This window comes from Pedobacter mendelii (genome assembly GCF_014635725.1).
GTDB lineage: Bacteria > Bacteroidota > Bacteroidia > Sphingobacteriales > Sphingobacteriaceae > Pedobacter > Pedobacter mendelii.
Genome location: NZ_BMDJ01000005.1, coordinates 109466 through 125880 on the forward strand (window position 1 = coordinate 109466; position 16415 = coordinate 125880).

The 16415-nt window shown below is 34.3% G+C and carries 16 protein-coding genes and 1 other RNA gene; 7 read left to right on the forward strand and 10 right to left on the reverse strand.

The genetic code is table 11. The annotated features are described in order from the left end of the window. Positions 1-9 precede the first annotated feature (9 nt). Entirely contained in the window at positions 10-345 is a 336-nt protein-coding gene (locus IEV50_RS10495) for a MerR family transcriptional regulator (RefSeq protein WP_188413913.1), read from the reverse strand. Between the two features lie 115 nt (positions 346-460). Between IEV50_RS10495 and alaS the strand changes: the two genes are divergently transcribed. Beyond that, entirely contained in the window at positions 461-3106 is a 2646-nt protein-coding gene (alaS, locus tag IEV50_RS10500; protein ID WP_188413915.1) for an alanine--tRNA ligase, read from the forward strand. A 483-nt stretch (positions 3107-3589) separates the two neighbouring features. Here the strand turns inward: alaS and IEV50_RS10505 are convergent, their stop codons facing one another. The 3 genes from IEV50_RS10505 to IEV50_RS10515 all read right to left on the reverse strand — a co-directional run bounded on the left by IEV50_RS10505 (position 3590) and on the right by IEV50_RS10515 (position 5456). After that, positions 3590-4090, reverse strand: coding sequence for a hypothetical protein (locus IEV50_RS10505; RefSeq protein ID WP_188413917.1), 501 nt, complete (start codon positions 4088-4090; stop codon positions 3590-3592). A gap of 121 nt (positions 4091-4211) precedes the next feature. Continuing rightward, on the reverse strand, positions 4212-4724 hold the full coding sequence (locus IEV50_RS10510; RefSeq protein WP_188413919.1) for a hypothetical protein: 513 nt from the start codon (positions 4722-4724) through the stop codon (positions 4212-4214). Positions 4725-4835: 111 nt separating this feature from the next. After that, positions 4836-5456, reverse strand: a complete 621-nt coding sequence (locus tag IEV50_RS10515; RefSeq protein ID WP_188413921.1) for a hypothetical protein — start codon at positions 5454-5456, stop codon at positions 4836-4838. Between the two features lie 144 nt (positions 5457-5600). On the opposite strand from IEV50_RS10515, the gene gatB reads away from it, so the two are divergent. From gatB to IEV50_RS10545, 6 genes are all read left to right on the forward strand, one after another. Continuing rightward, positions 5601-7058: an Asp-tRNA(Asn)/Glu-tRNA(Gln) amidotransferase subunit GatB gene (gatB, locus tag IEV50_RS10520; protein WP_188413926.1), complete on the forward strand. Its 1458-nt coding sequence runs from the start codon at positions 5601-5603 to the stop codon at positions 7056-7058. After that, complete coding sequence (locus IEV50_RS10525; protein WP_188413929.1) at positions 7058-8170, forward strand: TlpA disulfide reductase family protein; 1113 nt, start codon at positions 7058-7060, stop codon at positions 8168-8170. Before gatB ends, IEV50_RS10525 begins: the two co-directional genes overlap by 1 nt. Before the next feature lie 104 nt (positions 8171-8274). Continuing rightward, on the forward strand, positions 8275-8964 hold the full coding sequence (locus tag IEV50_RS10530) for a response regulator transcription factor (protein WP_188413931.1): 690 nt from the start codon (positions 8275-8277) through the stop codon (positions 8962-8964). Positions 8965-9072: 108 nt separating this feature from the next. Beyond that, on the forward strand, positions 9073-9507 hold the full coding sequence (locus tag IEV50_RS10535) for a phage tail protein (protein WP_188413933.1): 435 nt from the start codon (positions 9073-9075) through the stop codon (positions 9505-9507). Positions 9508-9691: 184 nt separating this feature from the next. Beyond that, the gene (locus IEV50_RS10540; RefSeq protein WP_188413934.1) at positions 9692-10414 is read left to right on the forward strand and encodes an RluA family pseudouridine synthase; all 723 of its coding nucleotides are present in this window, start codon (positions 9692-9694) and stop codon (positions 10412-10414) included. A gap of 18 nt (positions 10415-10432) precedes the next feature. Next, the gene (locus IEV50_RS10545) at positions 10433-12223 is read left to right on the forward strand and encodes a chloride channel protein (RefSeq protein ID WP_188413936.1); all 1791 of its coding nucleotides are present in this window, start codon (positions 10433-10435) and stop codon (positions 12221-12223) included. A 138-nt stretch (positions 12224-12361) separates the two neighbouring features. Here the strand turns inward: IEV50_RS10545 and IEV50_RS10550 are convergent, their stop codons facing one another. The 6 genes from IEV50_RS10550 to IEV50_RS10575 form a co-directional block, all read right to left on the reverse strand. After that, positions 12362-13771, reverse strand: coding sequence for a sigma-54-dependent transcriptional regulator (locus IEV50_RS10550; protein ID WP_188413938.1), 1410 nt, complete (start codon positions 13769-13771; stop codon positions 12362-12364). 304 nt (positions 13772-14075) lie between these two features. Continuing rightward, positions 14076-14459: RNase P RNA component class A (rnpB, locus tag IEV50_RS10555), an RNA gene on the reverse strand. A gap of 53 nt (positions 14460-14512) precedes the next feature. Then, positions 14513-14941, reverse strand: a complete 429-nt coding sequence (locus IEV50_RS10560) for a c-type cytochrome (RefSeq protein ID WP_188413940.1) — start codon at positions 14939-14941, stop codon at positions 14513-14515. Positions 14942-15053: 112 nt separating this feature from the next. Further along, positions 15054-15704 carry an SCO family protein gene (locus tag IEV50_RS10565; protein ID WP_188413942.1) on the reverse strand — a complete coding sequence of 217 codons (651 nt, stop codon included), beginning with the start codon at positions 15702-15704 and terminating at the stop codon, positions 15054-15056. 51 nt (positions 15705-15755) lie between these two features. Beyond that, positions 15756-16151, reverse strand: a complete 396-nt coding sequence (locus tag IEV50_RS10570; protein WP_188413944.1) for a hypothetical protein — start codon at positions 16149-16151, stop codon at positions 15756-15758. Between the two features lie 3 nt (positions 16152-16154). Next, positions 16155-16415 carry a YHS domain-containing protein gene (locus tag IEV50_RS10575; protein WP_229746701.1) on the reverse strand — a complete coding sequence of 87 codons (261 nt, stop codon included), beginning with the start codon at positions 16413-16415 and terminating at the stop codon, positions 16155-16157.

The window sequence follows — 16415 nt, forward strand, 5'->3', positions numbered from 1 at the left end:
ATATAAAATTTACAATTCCTGCGCTAAATTCACTAAAAATCCTTTAAGTTTTTCTAATGAATCGATAATCTTTTGATTTTCTTTAACACCCGACTTATTATTTTTTAAATGCTCTTTGGCACCTTTTAATGTAAAGCCTTTTTCATCAACTAGGTTGAAAATAATTTTCAAATTCTCAATGTCTTCAGGAGTAAATAAACGATTGCCTTTCTTGTTTTTCTTGGGTTGAAGTATGTCGAATTCCTTCTCGTAAAAACGGATTTGTGATGCGTTTGCATTAAACATTTCAGTCACTTCACCCATGGTATAATACATTTTATTAATGTCTCTTTCTTTATAAGGCATAACTTATGCTTGATTATTAGGGTTTTACAAAGGTTAATTAAAGTATTCAAATGTAGCTCGATTTTTCCTGATTAACGCAATAAAGTTTTAATTTTGTTGCTCCAATAATATACTAATGACAGCACAAGAGATAAGACAAGCATTCCTGAATTTTTTTAAAGAGAAACAACATCATATCGTTCCATCAGCACCGATTGTGGTTAAAAACGACCCAACTTTAATGTTTACTAATGCGGGAATGAACCAGTTTAAAGATTTGTTTTTAGGAGAATCACCGATAAAATATCCTCGTGTTGTTGATACTCAACGTTGTTTGCGTGTATCAGGAAAGCACAACGATTTAGAGGAAGTAGGTATAGATACTTATCACCATACTATGTTTGAAATGTTGGGCAACTGGAGTTTTGGTGATTATTTCAAAAAAGATGCAATCGATTGGAGCTGGGAATTGCTGACCGAAGTTTATAAAATTCCGAAAGAAAAAATCTACGTTACCTATTTTGAGGGCGATGAAAAAGAAGGCTTAGAAAAAGATCAGGAAGCTTACGATTTTTGGAAACAATATGTGGATGAAAGCCATATTTTACCTGGAAATAAGAAAGATAATTTTTGGGAAATGGGGGATACGGGTCCTTGTGGCCCTTGTTCTGAAATCCATGTAGATTGCCGTACCAACAAAGAAAAAGCTTTGGTTGACGGGGCTACTTTGGTAAATGCCGACCATCCACAAGTTATCGAAATATGGAATAATGTATTTATGCAGTTTAACCGTTTAAAAGACGGTTCGTTGCAAAGTTTACCAGCTAAGCATGTAGATACCGGAATGGGTTTCGAACGTTTGGTGCGTGTTTTACAAGAAAAAACCTCTAACTACGATACCGATATTTTTCAGCCGATGATTCAGTTTATTTCTGAAAAATCTGGAATTAAATATGGTGCTGATGAAAAAACTGACATCGCTATGCGTGTAATGGCCGACCATATTCGTGCTATCTCTTTTGTAATTGCCGATGGTCAATTGCCATCAAATAATAAAGCGGGTTACGTAATCCGCAGAATTTTACGTCGTGCAGTACGCTACGCTTATACTTTCTTAAACTTTAAAGAGCCATTTTTAAATCAGTTGGTGCCTTTATTGGCTGAACAATTTAAAGGTGTATTTGATGAATTGCTTTCTCAAAAGGATTTTGTTCAGAAAGTAGTTTTGGAAGAAGAGGTTTCATTTTTGAGGACTTTAGAAAAAGGAATAAAGATTTTTGAAGAATACGTATCGAATGCAAAAGCAATGATGCATCCTGAAATTTTTACAGAAGTGAATTCGCAAGTAGCCTTCGAGTTGTCAGATACATTTGGTTTTCCTATAGATTTAACTGAATTGATGGCTAAAGAAAAAGGTTTAAAAGTTGATTTAATTGGCTATGAACAAGCTTTAAAAGGACAAAAAGATAAAAGTCGTGCTGCTACCGCAATTGATACTGGCGATTGGGTTATCGTTAACTCAGATGAGCAAAGCGAATTTGTAGGTTACGATGATTTAGAAATTGAAACAGAAATTTTAAAATACCGCAAGGTAAAAGCTAAAGGCAAGGAGCAATATCAAATTGTTTTACGCCAAACACCTTTTTATGCAGAAAGTGGTGGTCAGGTAGGAGATACTGGGCGTTTAGAAGACCACAGTCGCCAGTTTTGGGTTGACATTACTGATACTAAAAAAGAGAATGGCTTAACGGTTCATTTCGCAGATATACTTCCTGATAGTTTAGAGGGTAAATTTTGGGCTGTTGTTGATGAAGATAAACGTGTTTTAACTGAAGATAATCACTCGGCTACACACTTATTGCATGCAGCTTTAAAGCAAGTTTTAGGCAAACACGTAAACCAAAAAGGCTCGTTGGTTAATGATGACTATTTACGCTTCGACTTTTCTCACTTCGCAAAAGTAACCGATGAAGAATTGGCCCAAATAGAGGTAATTGTAAATCAAAAAATCAGACAAAATATTAAACTGAAAGAACAAAGAAATGTTCCTTACCAAGATGCGATTGAAAGTGGAGTTACGGCGCTATTCGGCGAAAAATATGGAGATTTTGTTCGAATGATTACTTTTGATGACCATTTCTCGAAAGAACTTTGTGGTGGTACACACGTTAAAGCGACTGGACAAATTGGTTCTTTCAAAATTATTTCAGAAAGCGCTGTTGCGGCTGGTGTTCGAAGAATTGAGGCGATTACAGCTGATAAAGCAGAGCAATATTTCTTGGACCAACGCACAGAACTTGGCCATTTAAAAGCTTTATTAAACGGTTCAAAAGATTTGTTAGCATCAGTTCAAGCTTTATTAGATGAAAATACAAAACTGAAAAAACAGATTGAAAAATCTACTTTAGAACGTGTGAACATATTAAAACATGAAATTGTTCATCACGTTCGTGGAATAAATGGGGTAAACTTAATAGCGAATCATATTGACTTACAAAGTGCTGATGCAGTTAAAAACCTTGCTTTCTCACTGAAAGATATGGTTGATAATTTATTCCTTGTTTTTACTACTGAAATTGATGGAAAACCCGGAATTACGGTAATGCTGTCTGATGATTTAGTTAAAAAAGGTATGAATGCATCGAACATTGTTCGCGAATTAGGAAAAGAAATTCAAGGCGGTGGAGGTGGTCAGCCGTTTTATGCAACTGCCGGTGGTAAAAATCCTGCTGGTTTAAAAACTGCTTTAGAAAAGGCTGAGGGTTTTATTCCGCATCAATAATTTTTTAGAGGTGCGTGGAGACATCCACCTTGGCTATTTGCAATAAGACAAGTTTTGTAAGTATAATCGATCGTCATTTCGACCTCAGCGGAGAAATCTTTTAAAGTTGTGATAAACTGCTTTTAAAGAATTTTTCCACTTTTTGTTGATTATCATTATAAACATAGTTGTTTATATTAATCGAATATTCTGTTTTTCCCTAACATATCATTAATGTTTACTGCGTGTTGTGTTTGGTTTTCAATACTTCCTCCATTTGCAGCAGCTTCTTGCAATACACCAATTATTTCATTTTTGTTTTTATATTCATAATTTTGAAATTAGAAATGCAAAATGAATACCATATAATTCTTAGATAAGATATTTTTTTAGTAGAGTTTTAGTTATCAATATATTTATGTGTTTTTTATCACACAATTTTTGTTTCACAACAAAAAAAACCGCTAATAAAAATTAGCGGTTTTTTTTAGACTGAATCGACATTTAATGTCTTCCTCTTCCATGACCTCTATCATAGTGCTCGCCACCATGTCCACGAAAATCGTGACCCCTTTTTTCAATTCTTTGTGGTCTATAATTATTTCTTGGAGCACTATATCTCACTCTATTTCCACCACCATAAGACGACCTGTAAACATTGGTATGTGTTGCATATCTAACTCGGTGTGTATTGTAACTACGGTATGGGCTATTTCCATAAACTACAACTTTTCTGCCGTGGTTCAAATTATAACCTCTATATCTTGCAGGCAAATACCTCGACCTAGTCCAGCGGTTACCATTTAGATAAACGAATTGTCTAGTTGGCACCGAATAATAGGATTGAACTTCTGGAAGATAGTAATAATTAACATTTTGATACCCTGCCGGAACCCATCTTGGTTGCGTACCAATGTTTACGTTTAAACTTACCTGAGCATTAGATTGATTAGATGTTAAAGCCACGATACCTACAATCGCGGAGATGATTAATAACTTTTTCATAATCGTTTATATTTTGTGTGTATAATTATAAATTCAAACGCTGTGCCAAAATTTGCATTGTAACAGAGATATAAAAGAAAGGAGTTCCTTTCGAAACTCCCTGTAGATGCTAAACTATTTATTAGTGTTTCCCTTTACCATTTCCGTGGCCTTTTCCGTTATTTCCGTTTCCACTGTTTCCTTTGCCATATATTTTTTTAGCCTGGCCAGGAGGCATTCCATGTGGATGACCTTTCACAACATAGTATTTACTATCACGGCTATCTCTAATAATCAACTGACCTTTATTACCTTTAAATTTTCCGTATTTTACTTTGTCATTTTTAAAGTTCAAATAAGGCTTTGGAGAATTAATTACAACTTTATACCCATTGTATAAATCATAATTTCCATATCTGGATGGTAAATTATTTGCAAAAACCCAATCGTTTCCATTCAAGTATACAAATTGCTTTTTGGGAACATAGTAATAGCTTTCTACATCAGGAAGATAATAATAATCTACATGGTCGTAACCTGTAGGACCCCATAATGGTTGTGAACCAATATTGACATTCACATTTAATTGAGCCTTAGCTGGCATGCTGAGGAATGAAACCATCATTACTGCAGCCATTAAAAATAATCTTTTCATAATCGATTTAATTTGTATGTTGATTTATATAAGTCCAAATCTCATGCCAGAAAATTAAAATAAAAAAGGGAGTCTCTCTCGAAACTCCCTTTACCACAACTAATTATATTGTTAATGACGGCCATTACTTTTTTCTCCACCTCTTTCAGGACGATTATTTTCACCTTTACTATTATTTTCACCTCTGTTATCGTTTCTATGTCCATTGTCTTGTGCCGGCCTTGAATTTTGGTTAACCCTTACAACAGTTTTTTGTGTGCGGTTTGGGCGATTATTATTGTTGTTTACAACCACGGTTTTGTTTCCGTTATAGTTTGGATGTCCTTTTACTACATAATATTTAGTATCACGACTATCTCTGATTACCGCCTGACGGCCATTATAGTTTTTGAATTTACTATACTTGGTAACGTAAACACTATTTCTTAAGTAAGGTCTTGGTTCGTTTACAACAACTTTGTAAGTGTTGTATACATTGAAGTTGCCAAATTGTGCTGGTAAACTATTTACCCAAACCCAACGACCTCCATTCGAATAAATATATTGTCCAGATGGAACATAATAATAAGCATCGATATCTGGGAAATAATAATAATCTACGTGGTCATATCCAGTAGGACCCCAAACTGGTTGTTGACCAATATTGATGTTTAAATTAACTTGTGCTTTTGCATTATTTATGCTGAATAATGAAACCATCAAAACTGCAGCAAATAAAACTAACTTTTTCATAACGTTTTTAAATTAAAGGTTTCGTGTGTGTATTAATTAGAGAAATAGACGTAACCATCATAAAGTAGTTTAATAGAGGCAAATCATTTTAACATTCTTTAACTATATTTGCCTTCGAAATAGATTTAAAGTCATTATCATCATATGAGTTTAGGTACAAACCAAAACAATTACGAACTCGTTTCAGGATTAGAGATACATGTTCAGTTAAATACCAATACCAAAATATTTTCTGCTGATAGTGCGTCTTTCGGTGCTTTGCCTAATCAAAATATATCTACAGTATCACTGGCTTTGCCTGGTGCTTTGCCAAAATTGAATAAAGAAGTTGTAGCAAAAGCAATTCGAATAGGATTGGCTTTAAACTGCACCATCAACCAAATCAATCACTTTGATAGGAAAAATTATTTCTATGCCGATTTACCAAAGGGGTATCAAATCACGCAGGATAATCAACCGATTTGTGTTAATGGTTTCATCGGAGTAGAATTAGCTGATGGCTCGACAAAGAAAATCGGAATCAATAGAATTCACTTGGAAGAAGATGCGGGCAAAAGCATTCATGACCAAGATGATAATTATTCTTTGGTTGATTTAAACCGTGCCGGGGTTCCTTTAATTGAAATTGTAACCGAACCTGATATTCGTAGCGCAGAAGAGGCATCGGTTTTATTGAGTGAAATTAGAAAGCTGGTTAGACATTTAAATGTAAGTGATGGGAATATGGAAGAGGGGAGTTTACGTTGCGATGCAAATATTTCGATACGTCCTTATGGTTCTACAGAATTTGGAACACGTTGCGAAGTCAAAAACCTAAACTCGATGCGTAACGTACGTAGAGCGATGGATTTTGAATTCGGCAGACAAGTGGAAGTGATTTCAAATGGTGAAAAAATTATCCAAAGCACTTTGAATTTTGATGCTGATAGAGGTACGACATCGCCAATGAGGACAAAGGAAGAGGCAAATGATTACCGTTATTTTTCAGATCCAGATTTACAACCTATCTTTATCTCTGATAATTGGTTAGCGGAAATTAAATCGGCTATGCCGGCTTTACCAAATGAGATTTCGAAACAAATGGTTTCTGAATTTGGTATCAGTAAAGCTGATTCGGCATTATTTGCTGAAAATATAGGTTTGATGAATTATTTTAATCAGGCGTTACCAATTGTTAATATAAAGAAAACATTAATTAATTGGCTAATTGGCCCAATTAGAGCAGTTTTAATTGAAAAAGGAATAACGATTAGCGATTATAAAGTAAAACCAGAACAATTGGCTGCTGCTATTAATTTGGTTGATGATAAAAAACTAACACAGCAAATTGCCATTCAACAATTGCTACCCGCTATTGAAGAAAAAGAAAATACCGATGTTAATGCTTCAGCAGAGTCGTTAAACCTACTTATTTTGGAAAATAGTGATGAATTAATTGACTTTATTAATGAAGTGTTGAATAAATATCCGCAACAGGTTGAGGCGTATAAAAAAGGAAAAAAAGGCGTTTTAGGTTTGTTTGTGGGCGACGTAATGAAATTGGCCAAAGGCAAAGCAGATGCTAAAAAATTAAATGAATTGATAATTGAAAAACTAAAATAATGAGATTAAAAAACTTAAGCCTTATCGTATTAATCGCGATTGCTTTTACAGCTTGTAAACCAAAAGATAGTTTTACCATTGATGGAACATTCCAAAACCTAGGAAAGGAAAAGAAAGTTTTTTTGTACGGAATGCAAAACAGCCAAATGATTGCCGTTGACTCAACCAATTTATCGGAAAAAGGAGAATTTAAATTTATACATAAAACACCGTCAGTAGATTTTTTTAGGGTTTCAGTAGGTAATCATGAATTTATGTTAATCGCTAAAAATGGAGATGAAATTAAATTAGAAGCAGATTTAGCCGATAAAACAATGGCTTATAAAATTTCTGGGGCTAATGAAGTTGAGAAGTTATCTGATTTAAATGCAATTAGAAATACTTATGCCAAACAAGTTGAGCAGTTGCAAGCAGATTTTGAAGCCAAAGTAGCAACACAACCACAAAATAGAGCTATGATTTTGGAAGAGTTAAAACCAAAATATGAATCTTACACAAATCAGCAAAATGCCTCAATTATTAAATTTGCAAAGGATAATAAAGGAACTTTAGCCAGCTTTTATGCAATGAATACTTTAAGTCCGCAGGAGTTTGAAGCAGAATTGGTGAAATTTGCTGATGAAGTAAAAGAAGAAATTAAAGGCAATGCAACGGTAGATACTTTTGTTAAACAAATGGCTTTATTGAAAGCAGTGCAGGTAGGGCAAATGGCTCCGGCGTTTACAATCAATACTGCCGATGGAAAACCAGTGAGTTTATCTGATTATAAAGGGAAATATATTTTAGTAGATTTTTGGGCATCCTGGTGTCAGCCTTGTCGCCAAGAAAACCCTAATGTAGTTAAGGTTTATAATAAGTATAAAACTAAGAACTTCGATATCTTAGGGATTTCTCTAGATACCGACAAAGCCGCATGGTTGGGTGCAATTAATGCCGATGGTTTAATGTGGACGCATGTTTCAGAATTGAAAGATTTTAATGGCGAAACGGTTAAAAAATATCAGGTTCAGGCAATTCCTACTTCATATTTAATTGACCCAAGTGGAAAAATCGCAGCAAAAAACCTTCGTGGTAACGAACTGGATTCGTTTTTAGCAAAAACGTTACGTTAAAAAAAACTCAATGTTAAACTAATTTAAGTCATTAACAATTTCTTAACTTAGGCTTAACTGAAAATTACTTCAGAGATACTACTTTCGTAACAAATATTTAATTTATGAACAATCCAGGTCAGAAAATATTAATTGTTGATGATGAACCAGATATTCTGGAATTGATTGAATACAATTTAAAGAAAGAAGGTTATCAGGTTTTTACAGCATCAAACGGACAGGAGGGAATTACTGTTGCCAAAAAAGTCCATCCAGATTTAATTATTCTAGATATCATGATGCCTAAAATGGATGGAATAGAAGCTTGTCGTTTGATGAGAGCCATTCCCGAATTCAAAAATACATTCATGGTTTTCTTAACTGCCAGAAGTGAGGAATATTCTGAAATTGCTGGTTTTAATGTCGGCGCTGATGATTACATTGCAAAACCCATTAAACCCCGTGCTTTAGTAAGTCGTATAAATGCTATTTTAAGAAGAAATTCGGGTACGGAAGAAATATCAGAAAATAAATTGGAAATTGGCGATTTGGTTATAGATCGTGAAGCGTATTTAGTTTTTCAAGGTGGAAATAAAGTAGTTTTAGCTAAGAAAGAATTTGAATTACTTTATCTATTGGCTTCAAAACCTGGCAAAGTTTACACGCGAGAAGCAATCTTAAAAAATATTTGGGAAGATTCAGTTGTGGTAACCAATAGAACCATTGATGTTCATATTCGTAAACTACGTGAAAAATTAGGTGAAACTTATGTATCTACAGTTAAAGGTGTAGGTTATAAATTCGAACTTTCTTAGAAATTTATCATAAAATATTTAAGCCGCAGATGAATAAAATTCATGCGGCTTTTTTGTGTTCTAACAATTTGTTATTATATTGTATTTCAACTAATTAAATACTATAAAATGACTGAAAATTCACTTAATCGTTATAATTTTATTGCAGACTGGGGTGGTGCTAGGATAGGTTTTTCTGAAATATCTGGTTTAGATATAGAAATAGAGACAGTTTCGGTAAGAGATGGCTCAAGTCCAGTAGACAGCGGCAGAAAGATTCCAGGTATTCGTAAATTTTCAAACATTATCTTAAAACGTGGAATAATTAAAGGCGACAATGATTTTTTTAACTGGATTAATTCTAAATCAAATGGTAACATAGAGCGAAGAAATATCGTAATTAAACTTCTAGATGAAACACATAACCCTATTTTTATATGGCAAGCTAAAAACGCTTTCCCTGTAAAATACATCGGACCAGTTCTAATTTCAGATGATAGTGAAGTTGCTCTTGAAATATTGGAACTGACACACGAGGGACTAACTGTTAGTTCTGCAAAATAGTAAAGGCTTTAACTTTCTTGTTTTTTGTAATTTATTCGAAAGCGATATCGTAGTAAGCTTACTACCTAAAAATAGTTGCCTTCCTTTCAAATTTCTAATTTGCGTCAATACTTTTATCTGTGGTTAATTTCTAAACCAATAAAAATAAATCTGTATTTTTGCGTTTCATTAATAATACCATAGATTGAAGTATCCTAATTTTAAAGATCTTATTCTTTTCGAAGATAGCGATTTTATTGTAATCAATAAACCTCCATTTCTGGCCTCACTCGATGAAAGAGGTGGTTCTGGGGAAACAAATGTTTTACGTTTAGCTAAACAATATAGTGATGATGCACAGGTTTGTCACCGATTGGATAAGGAAACTTCTGGTGCTTTAATTATTGCGAAAAATCCAGAAGCGTATCGTCATGCATCTATGCAATTTGAGCGAAGAAAGGTGAATAAAACTTATCATGCAGTGGTGGATGGACATGTTATCTTTGATAAGTTATTAGTTGATTTGCCCATTTTAAACGATGGAAATAAAAATGTAACCATCGATAGGGCTGAAGGTAAAAGGGCTGAAACCATTTTCGATTCATTAAAATACTACAAGAATTATACTTTGGTAGAATGTAAGCCAATTACAGGCAGAATGCACCAAATCCGGATTCATTTAGCTACACAACGTGCTGCTATTATTGGAGATGAAATGTATAAAGGAAAGTCTGTTTTTCTATCATCAATTAAGCGTGGCTATAAATTAACAAAAGGCGAAGAAGAGCAGCCTATAATGAAACGTTTTGCACTTCACGCAAGGCATTTAGTTTTTAAGGGATTAAATGACCAAGATATTTTTATTGATGCACCTTATCCTAAAGATTTTGCTACTCTTATTAAGCTTTTAGATAAGTTTGATGCTTAATCCCCTAAACCCGATAGTATGTATATCCGCTTTGTAAATTACCTTGATAAGATTAACCGTTACAGAAAATCAAAAATATCAAACCGTAATTTCTTAGTTATAATTGCAATTGTTGTTGGTGTTTTAGCAGGACTAGCAGCCGCGGCTTTAAAAAGTTTGACACATCATATCGAAGAGTTTCTTCAATCAGATTGGCAGTGGAAATACAAATACTTCCTCTATTTGCTTTTCCCGATGATTGGTATATTTCTTACGGTTTTATACATTAAATGCTTCATCCGTAAAAGTAAATTTGAAACAGGATTAACACCCTTGCTTTATGCGATTTCTAAAAAATCGAGCAGGATAGAGCCGCATAATATTTACTCCCAAATTATAACGGCGGCCATTACAGTAGGTTTTGGCGGTTCAACAGGATTGGAGGCACCAATTGTTACTAGTGGATCTGCCATTGGCTCAAATTTGGGAAGAGTTTTAGGCTTATCGTATCGGGAAATTACTATGTTGGTGGCTTGTGGCGCAGCTGCAGGAATAGCAGGAGCTTTCAATAGCCCCGTTGCAGGAATCGTTTTTGCTATTGAAATATTACTTCCCGAATTTACAATACCCGCATTTATTCCATTATTGCTGTCTGCAGCAACAGCTGCAGTAGTTGCAAGGTTATTTTATACACAACAATTATTTTTTCTGGTAACCGAGGGGTGGAAGGTAAATGCCTTATTTTACTACGTGATTTTAGCTTTATTGATTGGTTTATTTTCTATTTATTTTACCAAAGCAAATTATTTAGTAAAGGGATTTTTCTACAAAATTAAGCATCCATACACCAAAGTAATTATTGGTGGTTTGATGCTTGGCGCTTTAGTCTTTCTATTCCCAACGCTATATGGTGAGGGTTATATTACCATCAAAAGTCTCTTAAAAGGAGATTATCTGGCAGTGATAAACAATAGTATTTTTTCGGATTACAATACCGTTCCTGCGCTTGTAATTCTCTTTACGGTGGTTACGATTTTCATGAAATCAATCGCTACTTTGGTTACTTTGGGTGCTGGCGGTAATGGCGGTACTTTTGCACCCAGTTTAATAATGGGCGGACTGATCGGGTTTATTTTTGCCTATGTAGTTAATCTTTCAGGAATTGCTCAGTTAAATGTTTCGAATTTTATTGTTGCAGGTATGGCAGCAGCTTTAGGTGCTATAATGCATGCACCATTAACCGGTATTTTTTTAATAGCAGAAATTACTGGAGGATATATTCTGATGGTTCCTTTGATGATAACAACAGCTATATCTTATGCTGTTAACCGCAGTTCTCAAAAACATTCCATTTATACAAAAGCACTTGCAGATAAAGGTGAATTACTTTCTCATGAAGATAAGGACACCACAGTTTTAAATCAAATGAAACTGAAATATCTGCTTGAGAAAAACTATCCTGTGCTTAATATGGATGATTTGATTTCTTTAAAAATGCCTGAAATTTTGCAATCGCACAAAAATATTTGCGCAGTTACTGATGAGCTGGGTGATTTTAAAGGAATTATTTACGTGGAAGAGCTTTTTGGTGAGATGATTAACAACAATGGTAAGGAAAGTTTAACAGCCTCTCATTTACTTCAACAAGCACCAAATACCATTAGTGAAAATGACGATTTAAAAATTGTCTTACAAAAAATGGAGCAAGAAAATGCCTGGATTTTACCGGTTATTAATAACCAGAATCAATTTAAAGGTTTTGTTTCCAAAACAGCCATTTTTAATAAATACAGAGCATTATTGATGAGGCAGAATGATTACATGGGGTAAACCCAACCATCTACAGGGGGCTTCTGACTTTTTAACGCTCTTGCATTTTCGATAAAAAAAGTTGGAATAAATTAAGATAAATCTCAATATTCCAACTTAATATATCATAAATCTCGCTATTAGTTCCCGCTTTAGGGGCTAGGGAGTATCAGCTCTCTTTAAGCCAAATTTCTCAATCTTACTGTATAAATGACTTCTTTGGATGTCAATTTCATCAGCTGTTTTTGATACGTTCCAGTTATTTTTTTCCAGCTTAAATTTGATAAATTCTTTTTCAGCATGGTCTTTATAATCCTGAAAATTATTAAAACTATCAAAAGTAGATGATAAACCTGAACCAGCCAGGCCAGCAATTTGTGTACTTGTTGCTGCTCCAATATTGGTTCCCCCTCCCGGATTTGCAAAAGCACGAACATCATTTTCAGTAATTACTTTATCACTTAAAATAATTAAACGCTCAATCATGTTATGCAGTTCACGAACGTTACCTGTCCAGGGTAAAGCTTGCAGAGCGGCCATACCTCCGTCGTTAATTTTTTTTATCGGCATTCCGTAATCATTACAAATACTCTCTAAAAAATTTTGAGCAATTACTGGAATATCATCAGTACGCTCAGTTAAATGCGGCACATGAATATTAATTACATTTAAGCGGTGGTATAAATCCATTCGGAAATTACCATCTTCAATTTCTTTTAATAAATCTTTATTGGTCGCCGCCAATACGCGAACGTTTACTTCTATTTCTTTTTCGCCACCAACACGAGAAATTTTATGTTCTTGTAAAGCACGAAGCACTTTTGCTTGAGCCGAAAGGCTCATATCACCAATTTCATCTAAGAATAAAGTTCCGCCATTTGCCAGTTCGAATTTACCAATGCGTTGCTTTACAGCTGAGGTAAATGAACCTTTTTCATGACCAAATAATTCACTTTCGATTAACTCCGATGGAATAGCAGCGCAGTTTACTTCAATTAAAGGACTATCGGCACGATTAGATTTTTCGTGTAACCAACGGGCTACCAATTCTTTACCACTACCATTTGCACCAGTAATTAAAACCCTAGCTTCGGTAGGCGCAACACGTTCGATAGTTTCCTTAATTTTAGAAATACTTTCTGAAGCACCGAGAATCTCACGTGTTTTACTTACTTTACGCTTTAAAACCTTTGTTTCGGTAACTAAATTTCCCCGATCTAAACCATTGCGAACGGTAATTAATAAACGATTTAAGTCAGGTGGTTTAGAAATGAAATCGAAAGCGCCTTTTTTACTGGCCTCAATGGCAGTTTCAACTGTTCCATGACCAGAAATCATGATGAAAGGTAAATCCGGTTTAATGATTTGTGCCTGTTCTAGCACTTCCATACCATCCATCTTATTCATCTTAATATCGCACAGAACTAAGTCGAAATTACTTTTTTTAATCATTTCGAGTCCATCAATACCATTGTCGATGTCTTCAACATCGTAATTTTCGTATTCTAGGATTTCGCGTAAGGTACTCCTTATCGCTCGCTCATCATCAATTATTAATAGTTTAGCCATTTAGTATTCATTTCTTCTAATTGAAATGCGAATATATTATTTTTAAATTAATGTATAGTTTTTTATACAATGATTTTAAGCTAAAAATGATAAATAGAGGAAAAGGTTTTACAAGTTTTAACTAAAGTAATTAGGTTAGTTTTGGATTTTGAATTAGAGGTTTTCGTTAATTAAACCTGATGTGAGTAGTATATTTTTTTGATGATTCCTTCGACGAGCTCAGGATGACAATCGCAAAAAAGATATGGCAAACAGCAAGGCGCAAATAGCCAAAGAATTACTGCTTTCGCTTTTAAAAAAAATAAAAAAATGCAGGTCTATAAGCCGGGTTCTGTTTCCTGATTGCTCAGGATATCTATCATTAATCTACTATAAACGTTGCCATTTATCTCTAACGACCTACCCACTAACATCGGACGGGCAGCCCTACATGCGTTAGCCTATTTGGTCTTTCAACTCTCGGGGTTTACAAACCACTGCAGTCGCCTGCAATGCTCGGGCGCTCTTACCGCACGTTTTCACCCTTTCCCAACAATTAAATGTCGGGTGGTATATTTTCTGTTGCACTAATCCGTAATTCAGGTTTTCATTCCTAAATCCCTTTCCGTTAGAAAGCGAGATGCCCTGCGTTGCCCGGACTTTCCTCTCTCTCGATTTTATTCGAAACAGCGATAGAACAACCTGCATTTTGCGCAAAGATGGATTTTTTAAACCACAAAGCCACAAAGAACACAAAGTTTTTTATTGTAATTTACAATTTTGTAATTGGACAGAAACTTCTGTATAAGGAACAAAACCTTGTTTATTTCCGAATGAATTTGTAATGTAAACCATTACTTGCGCAACATCTATATCTGCTAATTCAGGAAAAGGAGGCATTTTTTCTTTATATTCTTTCCCATTAATAACAATCATTTCGTTTGCCCCATTTTTAATGATGCAAGCTAATCGGTTTTTATTGGTTTTTAAAAAAACTGAATCTGTTAGAGGAGGAGCCAACTGACCTAAACCCTCGCCATTTTCGCCATGGCAATTTTGACACCTGGATTTATAAACCTCTTTACCATTAGACATATAGTTCTGAAAATCAATTTCTTGCTGATTTTGACATGAGAAAATTATAGCGACGACTGAAAACAGAAAAATAGAATTGATAATGTATTTGCGCATTTACGTTTGCTTAAAAAGTCGTCATTTCGATCGGAATAAAATGTTGCCGTTAAATCTTTCAATGAGTTTAAAAGATTTATCCAATTCGGTCGAAATGACGACAAAGTTTAGTCTATTTCTTATATTCAGCCAATAAAACCAGAATATCTTTTTTCAATTGTTCTACTTGATCTTTTTTTGTTCCATCATAAGCACCGCGAATTCGTCGGTCTTTATCAATTAAAACTAAATATCCCTGATGAATGTAGCCATCTTTTGCCGTGCTATCTTCGCCTACGGCAACTAAATAGTTTTTTTCTGCTAAGGTGTAAACGCTGTCTTTACTTCCATAAAGGAATTGCCATTTAGCACCATCAACACCTAATTTTTGTGCATACTTTTTTAAAACCGATGGTTTATCATATTTAAAATCAATAGTATGTGAAACAAACATCACATCAGGATTGGTTTTAAATTCATTGTAAACCGTTATTAAATTACGGTGCATAGTTGGGCAAATGGTTGTGCAAGAAGTGAAGAAAAAATCGGCTATATAAATTTTGCCATCCGTTACTTTATTGGTTGTAACAACGCTATCCTGATTTAAAAAAGACCAATTTGGAATAGTTTGATAAACCGTATCAACCTTTTCTGAACCATCAGCACTTGTAGAGGTTTCAGCATGTCGTTCACCATAAAATGGCAGTTTTTTCTCTTGTTTACAAGATGATAATATGGTAATGGATAGCAAACAAACTGCTATCGAAAAAATCATTTTATTCATGGTATTTTTTATTAAAGTGTAAATATACTTACCGCGACTTAATATTTAAGGTTATTTTTGTGGTTTTCCTTTACATAAACCAACTACTTCATGGAATACATTATGTAACTCGCTAATTTTTTTAATTAGTTTCTCATCAGCAGCTTTATTTTTAACGAGCTGATTTAATTCTGTGATTTCAATGTTTAGTTTATTAATCGAATTTCGAATCTGCGGACTGTTATAAGCCAATGGAATCTTGGATTTCTTCAGCTCATTTGCTGTTTTCACTAATGCTCCACTTTTTTGCTTCAACGGTTTTAAATTACCCGTTTCGCTTGCGTGAAATGTCTCGGACATGATTTCATGAAATGCATTTAATTTTGGCCATTGGTTGAAAACATCCTGAGAAAATGAATGAATATTAATACCGACAACAAGTAAGAATGACATAATTAATGTTTTCATGCGCTACTTTTTGATATAATTTGACGGTTTTGCAACGAATTTTTGCTTGCAACTTTCTGCACAAAAATAGTAAGTTGTTTTGTTGTACACCACATTTTTCGCATTAGTTGTTTTAACCTTCATTTTACAAACAGGGTCTATATGCACTGTTTGCACGGTGTCTGTAACTATATTTTTCATGGTGTTATCGCTGGCTTTTGCATTAAAGGATGCGATGTAAAGAACAATGGTGCAAAGTGTAATCATAATGCTTAATTTTTTCAT

Bases quoted from the DNA above. Each gene is read 5' to 3' on its own strand.
- IEV50_RS10495 (WP_188413913.1), bottom strand. From the start codon at position 345: ATGCCTTATAAAGAAAGAGACATTAATAAAATGTATTATACCATGGGT.
- alaS (WP_188413915.1), top strand. From the start codon at position 461: ATGACAGCACAAGAGATAAGACAAGCATTCCTGAATTTTTTTAAAGAG.
- IEV50_RS10505 (WP_188413917.1), bottom strand. From the start codon at position 4,090: ATGAAAAAGTTATTAATCATCTCCGCGATTGTAGGTATCGTGGCTTTA.
- IEV50_RS10510 (WP_188413919.1), bottom strand. From the start codon at position 4,724: ATGAAAAGATTATTTTTAATGGCTGCAGTAATGATGGTTTCATTCCTC.
- IEV50_RS10515 (WP_188413921.1), bottom strand. From the start codon at position 5,456: ATGAAAAAGTTAGTTTTATTTGCTGCAGTTTTGATGGTTTCATTATTC.
- gatB (WP_188413926.1), top strand. From the start codon at position 5,601: ATGAGTTTAGGTACAAACCAAAACAATTACGAACTCGTTTCAGGATTA.
- IEV50_RS10525 (WP_188413929.1), top strand. From the start codon at position 7,058: ATGAGATTAAAAAACTTAAGCCTTATCGTATTAATCGCGATTGCTTTT.
- IEV50_RS10530 (WP_188413931.1), top strand. From the start codon at position 8,275: ATGAACAATCCAGGTCAGAAAATATTAATTGTTGATGATGAACCAGAT.
- IEV50_RS10535 (WP_188413933.1), top strand. From the start codon at position 9,073: ATGACTGAAAATTCACTTAATCGTTATAATTTTATTGCAGACTGGGGT.
- IEV50_RS10545 (WP_188413936.1), top strand. From the start codon at position 10,433: ATGTATATCCGCTTTGTAAATTACCTTGATAAGATTAACCGTTACAGA.
- IEV50_RS10550 (WP_188413938.1), bottom strand. From the start codon at position 13,771: ATGGCTAAACTATTAATAATTGATGATGAGCGAGCGATAAGGAGTACC.
- IEV50_RS10560 (WP_188413940.1), bottom strand. From the start codon at position 14,941: ATGCGCAAATACATTATCAATTCTATTTTTCTGTTTTCAGTCGTCGCT.
- IEV50_RS10565 (WP_188413942.1), bottom strand. From the start codon at position 15,704: ATGAATAAAATGATTTTTTCGATAGCAGTTTGTTTGCTATCCATTACC.
- IEV50_RS10570 (WP_188413944.1), bottom strand. From the start codon at position 16,151: ATGAAAACATTAATTATGTCATTCTTACTTGTTGTCGGTATTAATATT.
- IEV50_RS10575 (WP_229746701.1), bottom strand. From the start codon at position 16,415: ATGAAAAAATTAAGCATTATGATTACACTTTGCACCATTGTTCTTTAC.